Here is a 14,749-nt window from a genome sequence, read left to right as displayed (position 1 = left end):
CGGCGGGCGGAAATACGAGTCACGGGCACGGTGCGACCATTCCGGTCGAGGCCGGCGGCCGGTCGGCGGCGAAGTAGTCACCGCCGTCGGCCCGAGCGATAGATGCGCAGCCATACGGACCATCGCGGCATCGCTCCGCGTGAGCCGATTTCGCTAGCGTGCGAACAGGTTCCGGGATCAGTACCCCGAAGCTGCCGCACGCAAGGTTGCGGCGATTACCTGGCGGGTCTCGGCGGGATCGATGACGTCGTCGATCTCGAAGACGCGGGCTGCGTTCAGGGCCTTGACGTTGTCGCGGTAGGCGGCAGTGGCCTGGGCGACCACCGGTTCGCGGTCGGCTTCGGGGAGTTGGGCGAGCTGTTTGGCCAGGGCCAGGCGGACCGCGCCCTCGATGCCCATCGGCGCCAGGTGCGCGGTCGGCCAGGCCACGGTGAGCAGCGGGCGGTGGGTGCTGCCGCCGAGCATCGCCTGGGCTCCGAGGCCGTAGCCGCGACGCAGGACAACGCCGACCAGCGGGACCGTCAGGCGCGCGCCGGCGGTTACCAGGCGGGAGGCGTGCCGGACCAGGCCGGTGCGTTCGGCGTCGGGGCCGACCATGAAACCCGGTGTGTCGACCAGGGATACGACGGGCAGCCGCCAGCGTTCGCAGAGTTCGAGGAAGTCGGCCGCCTTCACCGAGGCATCCGCGGTGAGCGCGCCCGCGTGGGTCACGGACTGATTGGCGATGACGCCCACCGGGATGCCGTCGATCCGAGCCAGCGCGGTGACCAGTTCGCCCGCCCAGCCCGCGCGCAACCAGGTGACGCTGTCGGCGTCGGCCAGCGATTCCACCAGCGGGCACACGTCGAAGGCGGTGCGATCGTGCTCGGGCAGCGCCTCGCGCAGCAACAGCGGGTCCTGCGCCGATTGCCCGGCGGGACCGGGCTTTTCGAGATAGGACAGCAGCCGCCGCACCATCTCGACGGCTTCGGCCTCGTCCGCGACGACGATGTCCAGGACACCGTTCGCGAACTGGTCCGACACCGGGCCGATCTCCTCGGGCGCGTAATCACCGAGACCCCCACCGGAGATCATCGCCGGACCCGCCATGCCCAGATTCGCGTCCGGTGTCGCGATCCGCAGATCGGCGCACCCCGCGAGCACCGCGTTCCCGGCGAAACACCGGCCCGAGACCACCGCGATCCGCGGCGTGTCCAGCGCACCCCACAGCGCGAACGACCCGACGTCCAGGGCCGAGACCACCGGGTAATCGGTGTCGTTGGGCCGGCCGCCACCACCCTCGGTGAAGAACACCGCGGGCAGCGACATCCGTTGCGCCACTTCGATCAACCGGTCGGACTTGTGATGCCCGCGCATGCCCTGCGTTCCGGCCATCACCATGTAGTCGTAGGACAGCACCGCGCAGGAGCGCCCGTCGATGGTCGCGGTGCCGCCGATCAGACCGTCGGCGGGAGTCTGCAGCACCAGGTCCGCGAGCTCGCGACCGCGCTCCTGCGCGGCGGTGGCGAAACGCCCGTACTCGACGAAACTGCCCGCGTCGACCAGATCGTGGACGTTCTCGCGCGCGGTGCGCCGTCCGGCGGCATGCCTGCGCTCGACGGCCTCGGGCCGCGCCGCGTCGGTGGTGAGCTGGCGCCGGGCCAGCACCTCGGACAATCCCGTCGCCGGACTCGCGGTCTCCATGGTCATGATCACGAACGTACTGGAGTCCGGTGCGGCGCAGGTCCGGATCGTCAGCGGCCGTAGTCGGCGGGGGAGCGACCGACGGCGGCCTTGAAGTCGCGGGTGAAGTGCGCCTGATCGGCGTAGCCCAGTTCGGCCGCCAGGGTCGCGAGTTCGATCTCGCGCGCGTCCAGGCGCTGGGCGGCCTCGTGCAGGCGGTAACGCTGAATCACCCACTTCGGGCCGACGCCGACGTGTTCGCGAAACAGCTTCTGCAGCACGCGTTTTCCCAGGCCGTGCCGGTCCACGAGATCGTCCACGCGCAGGCATTCGCGGTCGTTCATGATCTCGTCGACCAGGCTGTTCACCAGGTCGAGCGCGGGGGTGGGGGCGGTGAGATGGTCGCGGACGAACGTTTCGGCGATCACCCGGCGTTCGTCGATGTCGCCGGTGCTCGCGATCCGCGCGGCCATGCGCTCGGCGGCCGGGCCGAAAACGTCCGTACCGGGAACGACCCGGTCGGTCAGACCGGACACCGGACGGCGCAGAAGCGGCCGGAACCCGGCCGGGCGGAACGTGGTTCCGAAAATGTCCCCGGCCTCGGTCAGTGCGTGGCTGAACCGCCCGCGCAGCACGCCGTGCACCCTGCACTTCCCGCTCTCCACCACCAGGACCACCGCCGGACCGGGCAGTGTCTCGACCTCGTAGGGAGCGCTGCCGCGCAGGTCCCAGCGCACCGCCCAGTGATGCGCCACGATGCCTGCGAGGTCGGCCGCCGCCGGTATCAGCGCCTCGCGATACACCCCGGCGCCGGCGCGGGGATCGAGCAGCCCGCGCGGTGGCGTGTCCACGGTCGGATCCATACCCGCCATTGTCGCGCGTTCGCGTTTGTTCAAGACCACCTTCGGGCCTCGGCCATACCGTCGAGCCATGAGTGAAACGACCACCGCCACCGGCGCCATCGAATCGAAATCCTGGGAACAGACCGAGTACGCGCCCGTCCCCGGCGCTCCCGCCCTCGCCACCGCCAAGGGCTACGACCTCTATCGCGGCGACCTCGACGGCGACGCCGACTGGCAGGGCCTGATGTTCGCCGGTCCCGACGGGTCGGGCACCTTCCACAGCCTCCAGCGCACCCGCGGCACCCTGGGCGGGCGCACCGGCAGTTTCGTCCTGGAGCTGAACGGGACGTTCGCGGCCACCGGCGAGTCCCGCGCCGACTGGCGCATCGTCCCCGGGTCGGGAACCGGGGATCTCGCCGGTATCACCGGAACCGGCGGCTACGAATCCGGCGGATCGTCGGCCACCTACACCCTGATCTATCGGCTGCCCTAGACGATTCAGTGTCGCTTCGACGGGCGGTCGGGCGCGATGTCGCCATGCGTTTTCGCGTCCTTCACTCCGTCGCGATAGCGGGCCAGGGATTCCGCCGAGTAGTGCCGCTTCCAGCTGGTGTTGCCGTAGCGCAGGCGCAGCCTGAGATACGTTCCCGCCCACTGCCCGGTCACCCGCGCGGGCAGCGCGTTCCAGACCGCGCGGTGGGCGCGGATGCTGAGTTGTTGTGCGCGTGAGGCTTTCATCCCCACCAGCTCCTGCACCTCCGGATCCATGACGATGAAGGTGCTGGTGCGCAGGAGATTCAGGGCCGGCCACATCAGGGTGTTCCACACCGGTCCGGGCAGCCAGGGCGCCACGCCGGGCAGGATGGGGGAGTAGACCTGGGACATGATGAACCGGCCCGCGCCGGTGTCGAGCGCGACCGGTTTCCAGTGTTCACGCCAGTACCGGAGGAATTCGGCGTAGTCCTCGGGTAGACCCTTGACGCCGATGAGGTCACCGAGCTGCAGCCAGCCGACATACGCGTCCTGGAGAAATCCGGGGGCGAGCGGACCGCGTAATTCTTCGTAGGAATCCATGACGGGCTTGAGGATTCCCGCCCATGTCCAGGACCACAGCTCCCGATTCCAGGCGTGATACGGGGTGCCGTCGTCGAGGGTGCCTTCGATGTGTCGGTGCAGTTCCCAGATCGCGTGTCCGATGGCCGCGCGTTCCTCGTCGTCGGCGAAGGCCAATCCGATGACCAGGTCGAGGCTGTCGATCAGGCGGACGAGCAGATCCTCCATGCGGACGGAATCGCGGTTGGCGATCTTCGCGACGCGGTCGTGGTCGTCGACGCCCTTCCCGCCCGCTTCGCTCAGCACCACGTAGACGAACGCGGGGACGATGGCGTAGACGGCGCTGCCGTCGCTGAGCATCTTGTGTAGCGCCGATCCGGGGCGGGTGCGGTCGCCGTAGGCGGCCAGGCGGATATTCGACCTGGTAGAGGACTTACGGGGAGAGCTCACGTGAGCTGACTGAATAGTCATTCCGCAATGGTAGACACGCCGAGGCGGATCCGACAAGAGCTGACTGACCATTCAGTCCTACGCTGACTGAATGGTCACTCCTGCTCCCGGCTCTCCTAGAATGGCCACCATGACCGCCGCGAAATCACGCTCGAGCGCCAACGGCGCGGGCAGCGCCGACGACGACCTCACCAACCGGCGGCGCAAGGAGATAACCCTGGGGGCCTGCGCGGTCTTCGACGAGCGCGGCTACGCCAACACCCGCATCGCCGACATCTCCGCGCACCTCGGTATCGGGCAGGGCACGATCTACCGGTACTTCACCGGCAAGGAAGACCTGATGGACAGCATCATCGGCTACGGGATCCGGCGCATGCTGGCGGCGATGCGGGAAGATCCTGCCGTGCGCGCGGACTCGGCCGGGTCCGCCGCCCAGTTCCGCGAGCAGATCACCGCCGTGGCACATCGTCTGCTGGACATGGCGGCCACCGAACAGACCCTGGTCCGGGTCCTGCTGTCGCAGGCGCCGGCGGCCCGGCCGGAGGCCATCGACGAGCTCACCGACCAGCTCTCCGCCACGACGGCGTCGTATCTGGCCGAGGGGGTCCAAAACGGTTACCTGCGTGCGGAATTGGACACCTCCATGATCGCCGACGCGATGTCGGGGATCGCCGTACCCGCGATGCGGCGGGTGTTGCGCGGGCAACTCGACGCCGACGGGCGGGCGGCGACCGCGCGGACGATCGGTGAGCTGATCACGGTGGGGATCAACGCATAACGCGACTGCCGGGCACGGTCCGAGGCGAGGGCCGACCGGTGCCGGGGCGATCCCGAGGTGGTAGTCGGCGCGGTTGCCGGAAAGCTCGGTGCGACCGGTGAACTCGCGGGATTCACCGGTCGCACCCGGGCTGTGGATCACGCTTGCCTGGACGGCGCGTCCTCGTCAGGCGTGGTCGTACGCCCCGGCGCGGATGTCCTCGAGCAGGGTGGGGCCGGACGGACTCCAGGCGAGCAGGCGGCGGGTGTCCGCGTTGGCGGCGGACATGGTCAGGCCGAAGAAGCGGCCGACGAAACCGAAGTGCTCGGCGGCGTCGCCGGGAGCGATCGAGGTGACCGGCAGGGCGAGGGTGGTTCCGATCGCCTGCGCGATGTCATGGGTGGTGACGGACTCCTCGGCGACGACATGCAGTATCGAACCGGCGGGAGCACCCTCGAGACCGAGCCGGACCACGCGCGCCGCGTCGGTGCGATGGATCGCCGCCCAGGCCGGAGTGCCCGCGCCGAGATAGGCGGAGACGCCGTGCCGGCGTGCTGCCGCAACGAGATTCGCCACGAACCCGGTGTCACCGGCGCCGTGCACCGAGGGGGCGAATCGGGCCGCGATGACGCGGACGCCCTTCGCCGCGTACTCCAGGGCGAGGTTCTCCGAGCCGCCGCGCGGCGAATCGGGTCCGACCGCGGGCGAGGGGTCGGCTTCGGTGGCGGGTCTGCCCTGCACCAGGCCGGACAGGACCGAGGCGAACAGGAACGGGCGATCACTGCCGGCCAGGGCGCCCGCGATCGCCTCCACCGCCGCGCGTTCGGAGCGGATGGTTTCGGCAGGGTTGGACCAGTCGTGCTTGTTGCCCAGGTGGACAACGGCTTCGGCGGCGTCGGCCGCGGCCCGGAGACCGTCCAGGTCATCGAGATCGCCGCGGCGGACGAGCGCACCCTGCCGCCGGAGAGCGGTCGCGGCGGCATCCGAGCGAGCCAGGCCCGTGACCACGTGGCCGGTGTCGAGTAGTTCGTCGACGACCGCGGAGCCGATCCAGCCGGTGGCTCCGGTGACGAATACATGCATGGGGTTTTCCTTCGGGGTGATGGGGTCGGTCAACGACGGGATGCGCGGCGGGACAGCAGTGACTGAAGCGCCACGAGCGCGCCGAGTAGCAGGACCGCGATCCCGACGAACCTGAATCCGCCGTCGGCGCCCGAAACGAACGCCGCGACAACCTCGTTCGCTCGATCGGGTGCGCCGGCCAGTGCCTGGGCGACGGTGTGCGGGTCACCGGTGGCGCGGATGTCCGCGGGCAGGGCGTCCACGAACCGCGCGGTGAGCACGGTGCCGATCACCGCGACGCCCAGGGCGCTGCCGAACTCGCGGGTGGTGGCCTGCAATCCGGCGCCGACTCCGGCCAGCGCCTGTGGAAGCGATCCGGATATCGCGGCGGACAGGGTCGGAAGTGCCAGTGTCACACCGATTCCGGTGACGACCAGCCATCCGGCGTACGCAAGGTAGGGGGTGTTCGTGCCGCTGGTCGAGAGCCCCAGCAGACCGCCGCCGACGAACGCGAAGGCCAGCGCAACCGTGGCGTCCACGCCGATGCGGCGGGTCAGCCGCTCGACATGCCGGGCACCGAGGATCACCGGGACGGTCAGCGGAATGATGCCGAGGCCGGTCCGCAGCACCCCGAATCCCTTGGCGTACTGCAGGAACGAGGCGTTCACGTAGAACAGCGCGAACATACCGAAGAAGACGGTGGTCATTCCCAGGCAAGCGCTGCGCAGGGCGGGAAGCCGGAACAGACGGGGATCGAGCAGGGGGTGTTCGACCCGGAGCTCGACGATCGTCCACACCGCGAACAACACCGCGGCACCGGCGAACCCGGCGACGACCAGCGGGCTACCCCACCCCGACACCGGCCCCTCCACGATGCCGACCAGCAGCGCCACGGACGCGGCCACGAGCAGTACCGTGCCGATCGGGTCCAAGCGGCGGTCGTGGCGTGCCGACACCGGCGCGATCCGGGCCACCAGGGCGGCAAGCAGCAGGGCCAGGGGCACGATCGCGAGGAAGAGCCAGCGCCACGAACCGCCCGTCAACACCGCGCCGCCACCCACATTGCCGAGCACCCCGCCGATACCGGTCATGGAGGCCCAGGTCGCGATGGTCGCGCCCTTGCGCTCGGGCGGGACCGCGTGCAGCAGCACGGCGAGGGTATTGGGCAGCACCGCCGCGGCGCCCGCCCCGGTGATGGCGCGGCCCACGAGCAGCACCGCCACGTTCGGGGCGAGCGCCGACAACAGCGCCCCCGCGGCGAACAACCCCAGGCCGGCGAGCAATACGCCCTTGCGGCCGAAGCGGTCACCGGCCGCGCCGCCGGGAATCACCAGGCAGGCGAAGAGGATCACATAGGTGTCCACGATCCACACCAGGGCGGAGGCGGAGGGGTGCAGCGGGCTCGACGCGAGCATCGGGACGGCCAGGTTGATGGCGGCGACCATGCCGACGACGAGCACCACGCAGGCGCACATCACCGCCAGCAGACCGCGGCGCCCGACCGGCGTCGGTGCGGTCGCGCTATCGCGAGAGAGCAGGTTGAGTTGCATGCATAGCACGGTATTGAGCTGCGATATGTCCATGCGACGCAACTTTGACAATTACTGATTGCGTACGATGCAACCATGCCCCAGCAGCTCGACCTGAACCTGCTCCGGGTGTTCGACGCCCTGTTGCAGGAGGGCAGCGTCACCGCCGCCGCCGACCAGTTGAACCTCTCGATTCCGGCGACAAGTCGAGCCCTCGGCCGACTGCGCCGCGGGATGGGCGATCCGATCCTGGTGCGCGCCGGGCGCGGCATGGCTCCCACCCCGTTCGCCCTGCGCACCGCGCCGCGAGTTCGCTCGCTGCTCGAGGAGGCGTCGGCCCTGATCAGCGCCGACCGCGAGATAGATCTGTCAACCCTGAAGCGCACCTTCGCGATTCGCATCAACGACGGCGTGGCCGCGACCCTGGTGACGGCGGCGGTGGAAGCGACCGCCGCGCTCGCGCCGGGCGTGGTCCTGCGCTTCGTCCCCGAAGGCAACGAGAGCGCCGAGGCCCTCCGCGACGGTTCGGTGGACCTGGACATCGGCGCCGGTGCGAGTACGGCCCCCGACATCCACACCACCGTCCTCTACCGCGAGAACATCGTCGGCATAGTGCGAGCCGACAGCACGCTGGGCCGCCACCGCCGCCCGACCCTCGCCCAGATCTGCAAGCACCCCCACGTGTCCGCCTCCCGCCGCGGCCGGGCTCACGGACCCCTCGACACGGCCCTGGCCGCCGAAGGTCTCCAACGCCATGTGGCCGCCGTGGTCCCGACCTCCGCACTTGCGGCACTTCTGGTTTCGTCGACTTCCTACGTGGGCCTGGTCCCGCAACGGCTCGCCGAGCAATACGAACGCACCCTCTCCCTCCGCTGGTTCCCGATCCCCGCCGCACTCCCCGAAATAGACATCTGCCTCACGTGGCACGCCCGCCTCGACGCCGATCCCGCCCAACGCTGGCTCCGCGAAACCCTCCGCGCCGCCGTCGCGACTCCGGGCACGTAGGTCCCGGCCGCTCTCCGAGCACCGGCTCCGCCTGGGCGAGCAACCCCCGTTACCTGCACGGTTCTTCCCGCCACGCATCAACGGGTCTACCGTGAAGACAGCAGTTGATCTCTCTCAGGAGGTGGGTCCCATGCCCAGAAAAGTAGCCGACTGCCGTCGCTTCCCCAGCGATTCGAATTGCACCCTGACCATCTCCGGCGAGGAGGACGAGGTCCTCACCGCCGCTACCGCCCACGCGGTCTCGGTGCACCAGCACGAAGACACCCCCGAGCTGCGCGAACAGGTTCGCGGAATGCTCGAGGACGAGGCGGCGGTGGTTTGAGGATCAACCGTCGCTGATTGGGCTGCGCGGGCCTTTTCGTAGTCCGCGCCTGCAACCGCAGGGCTCGAAGGTCCGCGGTGGGGGGGTAGTGCGGCGGCGGGTGCCGGGATATGGGCCGCCGACTGGCAATCGAGAAGTTGTATTCGTGCGGCGCTGCCTGCGATCGGCCAAGGGGGTGCGTGATGTGGTGTTCGAATTCCCGCACTTCTGGATTCTAGGATTTCACGGATAGGGCATGCCGAAATCGGGGGTTTCTGAACAGCTTACAAGTCTGAATATTGTTGTATCACAATTGAATTGGGCTATATCTGCTTGCTATTGAGGAGTAGAATAGGGGTATGAATTCGGGAGGGGAAACCACCATCGCGCAGAGTGTCACCGCGCACGCTGCCATTGTGGAAGACCTGCTCGAATCGCCTCTGTTCTCGTTGGCCGATGCCGAGTTCATCGAGAAGATGCAGGAACTCGAGACCAGTTTCCGCATGCTCGAAGCGGTGAAGCAACGCTTCGTCCTCGAATGCGGTGTGCGGGGGTTGAACACGCAGGCCGGAGTGAAGAGTCTGATCGTGTTCCTGCAACAAACGCTGCGGATCTCCCACTTCGACGCGGCTGCCCGGGTGCGGAACGCCGACCGGCTGTCCACCGTGTCCGAAGGATCGGTTCAGCGCCCACCGGTGTTCCCGCACATCGCCGCCGCCCAGCGCGCCGGGGAGATCTCCGCCGAGCACGTGCAAGCGATCGTGAAAGTTCTGGACCGGATCCCCGCGAGCGTGGAACCGAAATTGAAGGAACTCGCCGAACAGTCCCTGACCGACTTCGCATGCCTCGGTGACCCCAAAGAGGTGACTCAACTCGGTGTCCGGGTCCTGGCCTACGCCGACCCCGATGGGGTGTTGACCGCCGACAAGGACCGTCAGCGGATGCGCGGCATCTGCATCGGGCGCCAGCGCGCGGATGGGATGTTCCCGATCTCGGGGTTGCTCACCCCGGAGTTGGGTGCGGTGTTCCTGCCCATGTTCGCCAAGTTCGCGCGACCCGGCATGTGCAACCCCGACGACCCGGACAGCCCGCACACCACCGCACAACTCGGGATCGACACCGAAACCGAAACCGACGACAGTGACGCCGATGCTGCCACCGTCGCCGCTCGGAACGTGTTGCGGGCCGCTGCCAAGCGTGATCACCGCTCCGAAGCGCAACGCAATCACGATGCGCTGCTGCGGTTCCTGCACCCGGACATGGGACCCACCAAGCTCGGGTATCACCGGGGGCTGCCGGTCTCGACCGTGGTCACCATGCGGTTGACCGACCTCGAGCAGCGTACCGGGCTGGCTACCACGAATACCGGTGGCACGCTCTCGATCACCGAAGCGATCACGTTGGCCGCGCGGTCGACCCCGTATCTGGTGATCGTGGATGCCAACGGCCGCCCACTGCACCTGTCCCGTGGTCAACGCCTGGCCTCGGCAGAGCAGCGCCTGGCACTCACCGCGGTCGAGCGGGGCTGCACGCGCCCCGGGTGCGACGCCCCCGCCACCCGCTCGGCGGTCCACCACATCAAGGAGTGGGCTGATGGTGGCGAAACGGACATCGAGAATCTGACGTTCGCGTGCGATGCCTGCCACGCACAGGTGAACACCGGCCCGAATGGCTGGAAAACGATAGTGATGCCCGATGATTCGGAGCATCCGGGCAAGACCGGGTGGATACCACCACCGCATATTGATCCCGCTCGTAGACCTCGGGTGAATTTCAGTCATCACCCGCGTGTGCCGAGTCCTTCGGGTGTGCCGGGTATCCCGACGCGGCGACTCTGCTAGAGCACTGCCCTCCAGCCGAAACCCAAACCCCCAAACCCAACCCCAAAGAGCGGCGTTGGTGTTCACTCCAGTGGCCGACGTAGCCGAGACCCGCACGCACCCTTCATCTTCCGGCGGGGTTCGGGAGAACAAGCAAGAACAACGAGGCAGTGCTGGTTACCTCGCCTGCCGTACCCGACTTCGGCTCCCCAGCCGGGAGCGCTTTCGCCCTCCCAGCCTGGCTGGATGGCCGGGGGAACCTTCTCGAGATCTACAGACAAAGATCCGTCATATCTGAATGCTGGTACTGCCTCCGAGGGTGATTGTGGTGAGCGGTAATCGATTCGAGGCGTGCTCGTACCCCCGCCGGTGGTGGATCCCGTTTATCGGCCCGGGAGGGCTGGTACCGCCGTCGAGGCTCCCAACCCGGCCACGCTGGGCCTCCGTTATCCAGGCTGCTTTGCCCCGGGAGGGCTGGAACCGCAGCCCGACTCTCCCCACCGCACTCCGCTGGTTCTCGTTATCCAGGCTGCTCTCCAGGAGGGGGCTGGAACCGCAGCCCGACCTCCCTAGCCAACTCCGCTGGTATGTCGTTATCCAGTCGTCTGTCAACGGCAACCAGCTACCCATCCCGCCGATAGCCCGAAACCCGGCAACGCATCCACAATCCCGATCCCGCCTATCAGCCCGGTAGCGCTGAGACCGCAATATCAACGACCCGCCCACGGCGATCAGCGACTACCCACGCGAACCCGAGCCCCGCCACACACTCACTCCCAAGCGAACCGAGGCTGGTCGTAGTGGTCGACACGAGTATGACGGTGCCGCAACACCACTTCACGAAACTGATAGAGGATCGCAGCGGTAGGCGCATGAAGATGCCCCCCGAGCAGAGGAAGCTTGATCGCCGGGTTGTCAGAGCCCGGAGTATCCGTGAATCGAGGCTCGACATCCAATTCAGACATCGGGATCCAGTGCAGCACAGCCACTTCGGCTGGGTCGGGAATAGGAACCGGGGAATTCTCGGCCCAAGCCACCACCGGCGTCATGATGTAGCCGGACCGGGTCGGATAGTCGTCGAGCAGCCCGAGAACCGCGGAGTCGGGAAGAAGCACACCGAGCTCCTCGTGCAGCTCACGCAGTGCCGCCGCTATCGCGTCCTCGCCGGGATCGAGTTTGCCGCCGGGCAGTGCGAATTGACCGGCGTGTGCGCGGAGACTCGGCGATCGCTCGGTCAGCCAGATTCCCTGTTGCCCGTCCTGCTCCACGATCGCGATCAACACTGCTGCGGGCCGCCGGCCATCCGCTGCGATGGACCGTCGCGGAAATGTGCGCAATGCTTCGCCCACTTCGGCTCGCAGCTGGTCAGCGGGCACATCACTCCAGCGGTATCCGCAACTGTCCTCTTCGACCGGCACCAGCCGAACCTAATTCCCGCTGCCACTCACCGTCAACGCACGTCCCACTCCCGCGATTCATCGCGCACCAGTGCCGAACGTGGCGCACGACGATGGCACTCCGTGATGTGTGGCGATTCGCGGCACAACTCGCCCCGCTAGGGAGTCCGGCTGCAGACACACGGCTGAGCCTGTACCCCTGCGCACCACACTGATTCGGCCCCGACGCGGCTACCTCCGGACACTCCGTGCGAAGTCGCGTCAAGTGCGAACGGAGATCCGGGGGCGCGACGTGCCGGGGTGGTCGGTGCGGGGAGCGAAGGTTGGGGTGATGCTGGTGGGGCAACGGGACGGAATGCGGAGAGGGAGTGGCGGGATGTCGGTGGAGACTGTCGATGCGGTTGTGGTGGGGATGGGACCGGGTGGGGAGGATGTCGCCGCTCGGTTGGCCCGCGGTGGGTTGAATGTCGTGGGAGTCGAAGGACGGTTGGTGGGCGGAGAGTGTCCCTACTTCGCCTGTGTGCCCACCAAGATCATGGTTCGGGCGGCGGATGCGCTGGCCGAGGCCGGGCGGGTGAACGAACTTGCGGGGGAAGCCGTTGTGAAGCCCGAGTGGGGGCCGGTGGCGGCTCGGATTCGGGATGAGGCCACTGATAATTGGGATGATTCGGCCGCGGTCGAGCGGTTCGAGAAAGCGGGTGGGACCTTCGTTCGGGGGTGGGGCAGGATTTCCGCGCCCGGGGAGGTGACCGTGGCGACCGAGCAGGGGGAGCGAGTTTTCCGGGCTCGGGCTGTCGTGCTCAATCCGGGAACGGCGCCGGCGGTGCCGCCGCTGCCGGGGCTGGCGGATACGCCCTACTGGACCAATCGCGAAGCCGTGCGGGTTACCGAATTGCCCGCATCGCTGATCGTGCTGGGTGGTGGGCCGGTCGGCTCCGAGTTCGCGCAATTGTTCGCGCGGTTCGGGGTTCGGGTCACCATCGTCGTGCCCAAAAGGCTGGTGCCGCAGGATGAACCGGAGGCGAGTGCACTGCTCGCGGAGGTGTTCGAGGCCGAGGGCATCACCGTGCGCAGTGGTGCGCGCGCCGCGGGTGTCGAGTACGACGGGCGTGAATTCACCGTCGCCATGAGCGAAGGCGAGCCGGTGCGGGGGGAGCGGTTGCTGGTCGCCACGGGACGGCGGACGGACTTCGCCTCGTTGGGCATCGGCGTGCTCGGGCTGGACGAACACGCGAAGTCGATCGACGTCGACGAGCGCATGCGGGCTGCCGATGGACTCTGGGTGATCGGCGATGTCGCCGGGCACGGGGCCTTTACACATATGTCGATGTATCAGGCGCGGATCGCGGCGGCCGATATTCTCGGTGAGTCCGGCGAGACCGCTCAGTATCGGGCGGTGCCGCGGGTGACCTTCACCGATCCCGAGGTCGGATCGGTCGGACTGACCGAAGAACAGGCGCGAGCGGCGGGTTTGACCGTCCGCGTCGGAAAATACGACATCCCCGCCAGCACGCGCGGCTGGATTCACAAGGTCGGCAACGAGGGCTTCATCAAGCTCGTGGAGGATGCCGATCGCGGTGTGCTCGTCGGCGCGACGTCCATGGGTCCCACCGGTGGTGAAGTGCTCTCCGCTCTCACGCTCGCCGTGCACGCTGAGGTCCCGACCAGCACTCTCCGCACCATGATCTACGCATATCCGACATTTCACCGCGCTATCGAAGCCGCACTCGATGCACTCCCGTCGAGTTAGGCATCAATTCGCAATCGTTGATGTTCAAGCGCAGGTAAAAGCGGGATCCTGAGATACATCGATGGTCCGAGGAAACTGGCGGTGGACATATGCGAATCTCGGAGATACTGCGTCGAAAAGGACCCGGCGTCATCACGATCGCACCCGATGCGAGCGTGCGCGAACTGCTGCGGGTACTGGCGGTACACAATGTGGGCGCGGTGGTGGTCTCCGCGGACGGTGTGGTCCTGACCGGCATAGCCTCCGAGCGCGATGTCGTGCGGCGACTACACCTCGATGGTGCGGGGCTACTCGATCGGCCGGTCTCGGCGATCATGACCGCTGTCGTGCACACCTGTTCCCCCGACGATCGCGTGGAAACGCTCAACGCCACCATGACCGAGCACCGCATTCGGCATCTGCCGGTCGTGGCCGATGGCCGGATGGTCGGGGTGGTCAGCATCGGCGATGTGGTCAAGAACCAGATCTCCGAGTTGGAGAACGAACGCGAGCACCTGGTGCGCTACCTGCACGGATGAGTCACGGCAGTCCGTGCGCCGCCTCGGCGAGCGTGCGGACTCCGGTGGCGATGTCGGCCGCGGCCGCGAAATCCAGGCGCAGTTCCAGATCCGCCGAGTCGGCCGGTCCGTCGTAATGCGTGATGCCACCACCGGTGATCACGTAGTGCAGTGTCGTCTCCCCGATGTGCACCGTGACGATTCCCTCCGGAAGCTGTTCGGCCACAGCGCGTCCCAGTGGCAGGGCGAACCAGTGCGCTCGCACGGCATCGGTGGCCCGGCGCTCGCCCAGCAGTGGTGCGCCCCACTGCGACAGCGCGTCGAGTGCCGGTCGCAGTGCCGCACCGGATTCGGTCAGCTCGTACAGCGCGGTCCCCGCGCGCGGCCCGACGCGCCGGCGCACGAGAATCTCGTCGCGCTCCAATTCCTTGAGCCGGGCCGCGAGCATATCGGTGCTGATACCCGGTAGATCCGCGAACAGATCGCTGTATCTGCGCGGGCCCGAACACAGTTCGCGAACCACCAGCAGACTCCAGCGGTCGCCCACGAGTTCGAGGGCGCGGCTGACCGCGCAGTAGTGGTCGTAGCTTCGACGTGGCACGCTTCCACTGTAACCACTCGCTT

General features: G+C 67.8%; 14 protein-coding genes. 7 read left to right on the top strand and 7 right to left on the bottom strand.

Features of this window, described 5'->3' with window-relative positions; genetic code table 11:
- Positions 1 to 177 precede the first annotated feature (177 nt).
- Together ACFVBH_RS00445 and ACFVBH_RS00440 are read right to left on the bottom strand one after the other, a co-directional pair.
- Positions 178 to 1,683, bottom strand: coding sequence for an acyl-CoA carboxylase subunit beta (locus tag ACFVBH_RS00445; RefSeq protein WP_379001537.1), 1,506 nt, complete (start codon positions 1,681 to 1,683; stop codon positions 178 to 180).
- Positions 1,684 to 1,733: 50 nt separating this feature from the next.
- The gene (locus ACFVBH_RS00440) at positions 1,734 to 2,525 is read right to left on the bottom strand and encodes a helix-turn-helix domain-containing protein (protein ID WP_378998441.1); all 792 of its coding nucleotides are present in this window, start codon (positions 2,523 to 2,525) and stop codon (positions 1,734 to 1,736) included.
- 67 nt (positions 2,526 to 2,592) lie between these two features.
- Between ACFVBH_RS00440 and ACFVBH_RS00435 the strand changes: the two genes are divergently transcribed.
- A complete protein-coding gene (locus ACFVBH_RS00435) occupies positions 2,593 to 2,997 on the top strand; it encodes a DUF3224 domain-containing protein (protein WP_378998439.1) in 405 nt (134 codons plus the stop codon).
- A 5-nt stretch (positions 2,998 to 3,002) separates the two neighbouring features.
- On the opposite strand, the gene ACFVBH_RS00430 is transcribed toward ACFVBH_RS00435, so the two are convergent.
- Positions 3,003 to 4,028, bottom strand: a complete 1,026-nt coding sequence (locus ACFVBH_RS00430) for an oxygenase MpaB family protein (RefSeq protein WP_354986753.1) — start codon at positions 4,026 to 4,028, stop codon at positions 3,003 to 3,005.
- A 109-nt stretch (positions 4,029 to 4,137) separates the two neighbouring features.
- Between ACFVBH_RS00430 and ACFVBH_RS00425 the strand changes: the two genes are divergently transcribed.
- Positions 4,138 to 4,785: a TetR/AcrR family transcriptional regulator gene (locus tag ACFVBH_RS00425; RefSeq protein ID WP_378998437.1), complete on the top strand. Its 648-nt coding sequence runs from the start codon at positions 4,138 to 4,140 to the stop codon at positions 4,783 to 4,785.
- 165 nt (positions 4,786 to 4,950) lie between these two features.
- Here ACFVBH_RS00425 and ACFVBH_RS00420 read toward each other — a convergent pair whose 3' ends face one another.
- Entirely contained in the window at positions 4,951 to 5,847 is an 897-nt protein-coding gene (locus ACFVBH_RS00420) for an SDR family oxidoreductase (protein WP_378998435.1), read from the bottom strand.
- A gap of 29 nt (positions 5,848 to 5,876) precedes the next feature.
- Positions 5,877 to 7,376: an MFS transporter gene (locus ACFVBH_RS00415; RefSeq protein ID WP_378998433.1), complete on the bottom strand. Its 1,500-nt coding sequence runs from the start codon at positions 7,374 to 7,376 to the stop codon at positions 5,877 to 5,879.
- Positions 7,377 to 7,451: 75 nt separating this feature from the next.
- Here ACFVBH_RS00415 and ACFVBH_RS00410 point away from each other — a divergent pair, with 75 nt between their 5' ends.
- From ACFVBH_RS00410 to ACFVBH_RS00400, 3 genes are all read left to right on the top strand, one after another.
- The gene (locus tag ACFVBH_RS00410) at positions 7,452 to 8,360 is read left to right on the top strand and encodes a LysR family transcriptional regulator (RefSeq protein ID WP_378998431.1); all 909 of its coding nucleotides are present in this window, start codon (positions 7,452 to 7,454) and stop codon (positions 8,358 to 8,360) included.
- 130 nt (positions 8,361 to 8,490) lie between these two features.
- A complete protein-coding gene (locus ACFVBH_RS00405; RefSeq protein WP_354986758.1) occupies positions 8,491 to 8,682 on the top strand; it encodes a DUF1059 domain-containing protein in 192 nt (63 codons plus the stop codon).
- Positions 8,683 to 9,020: 338 nt separating this feature from the next.
- On the top strand, positions 9,021 to 10,502 hold the full coding sequence (locus ACFVBH_RS00400) for a DUF222 domain-containing protein (RefSeq protein WP_378998428.1): 1,482 nt from the start codon (positions 9,021 to 9,023) through the stop codon (positions 10,500 to 10,502).
- Between the two features lie 749 nt (positions 10,503 to 11,251).
- Here the strand turns inward: ACFVBH_RS00400 and ACFVBH_RS00395 are convergent.
- Positions 11,252 to 11,899: an NUDIX hydrolase gene (locus ACFVBH_RS00395; protein ID WP_378998426.1), complete on the bottom strand. Its 648-nt coding sequence runs from the start codon at positions 11,897 to 11,899 to the stop codon at positions 11,252 to 11,254.
- 109 nt (positions 11,900 to 12,008) lie between these two features.
- On the opposite strand from ACFVBH_RS00395, the gene ACFVBH_RS00390 reads away from it, so the two are divergent.
- Positions 12,009 to 13,628 (top strand): dihydrolipoyl dehydrogenase family protein, encoded by a 1,620-nt coding sequence (locus tag ACFVBH_RS00390; RefSeq protein ID WP_378998424.1) that lies wholly within the window; start codon positions 12,009 to 12,011, stop codon positions 13,626 to 13,628.
- A gap of 89 nt (positions 13,629 to 13,717) precedes the next feature.
- Entirely contained in the window at positions 13,718 to 14,146 is a 429-nt protein-coding gene (locus ACFVBH_RS00385) for a CBS domain-containing protein (RefSeq protein WP_378998422.1), read from the top strand.
- Position 14,147: 1 nt separating this feature from the next.
- Here the strand turns inward: ACFVBH_RS00385 and ACFVBH_RS00380 are convergent, their stop codons facing one another.
- Entirely contained in the window at positions 14,148 to 14,726 is a 579-nt protein-coding gene (locus ACFVBH_RS00380; protein WP_354989031.1) for a helix-turn-helix domain-containing protein, read from the bottom strand.
- Positions 14,727 to 14,749: the final 23 nt, after the last annotated feature.

This window comes from Nocardia sp. NPDC057668 (assembly GCF_042799795.1).
Lineage (GTDB): Bacteria > Actinomycetota > Actinomycetes > Mycobacteriales > Mycobacteriaceae > Nocardia.
Note: the sequence above shows the minus strand (reverse complement) of the source record. Positions and strands in the feature narration are given on the sequence as shown.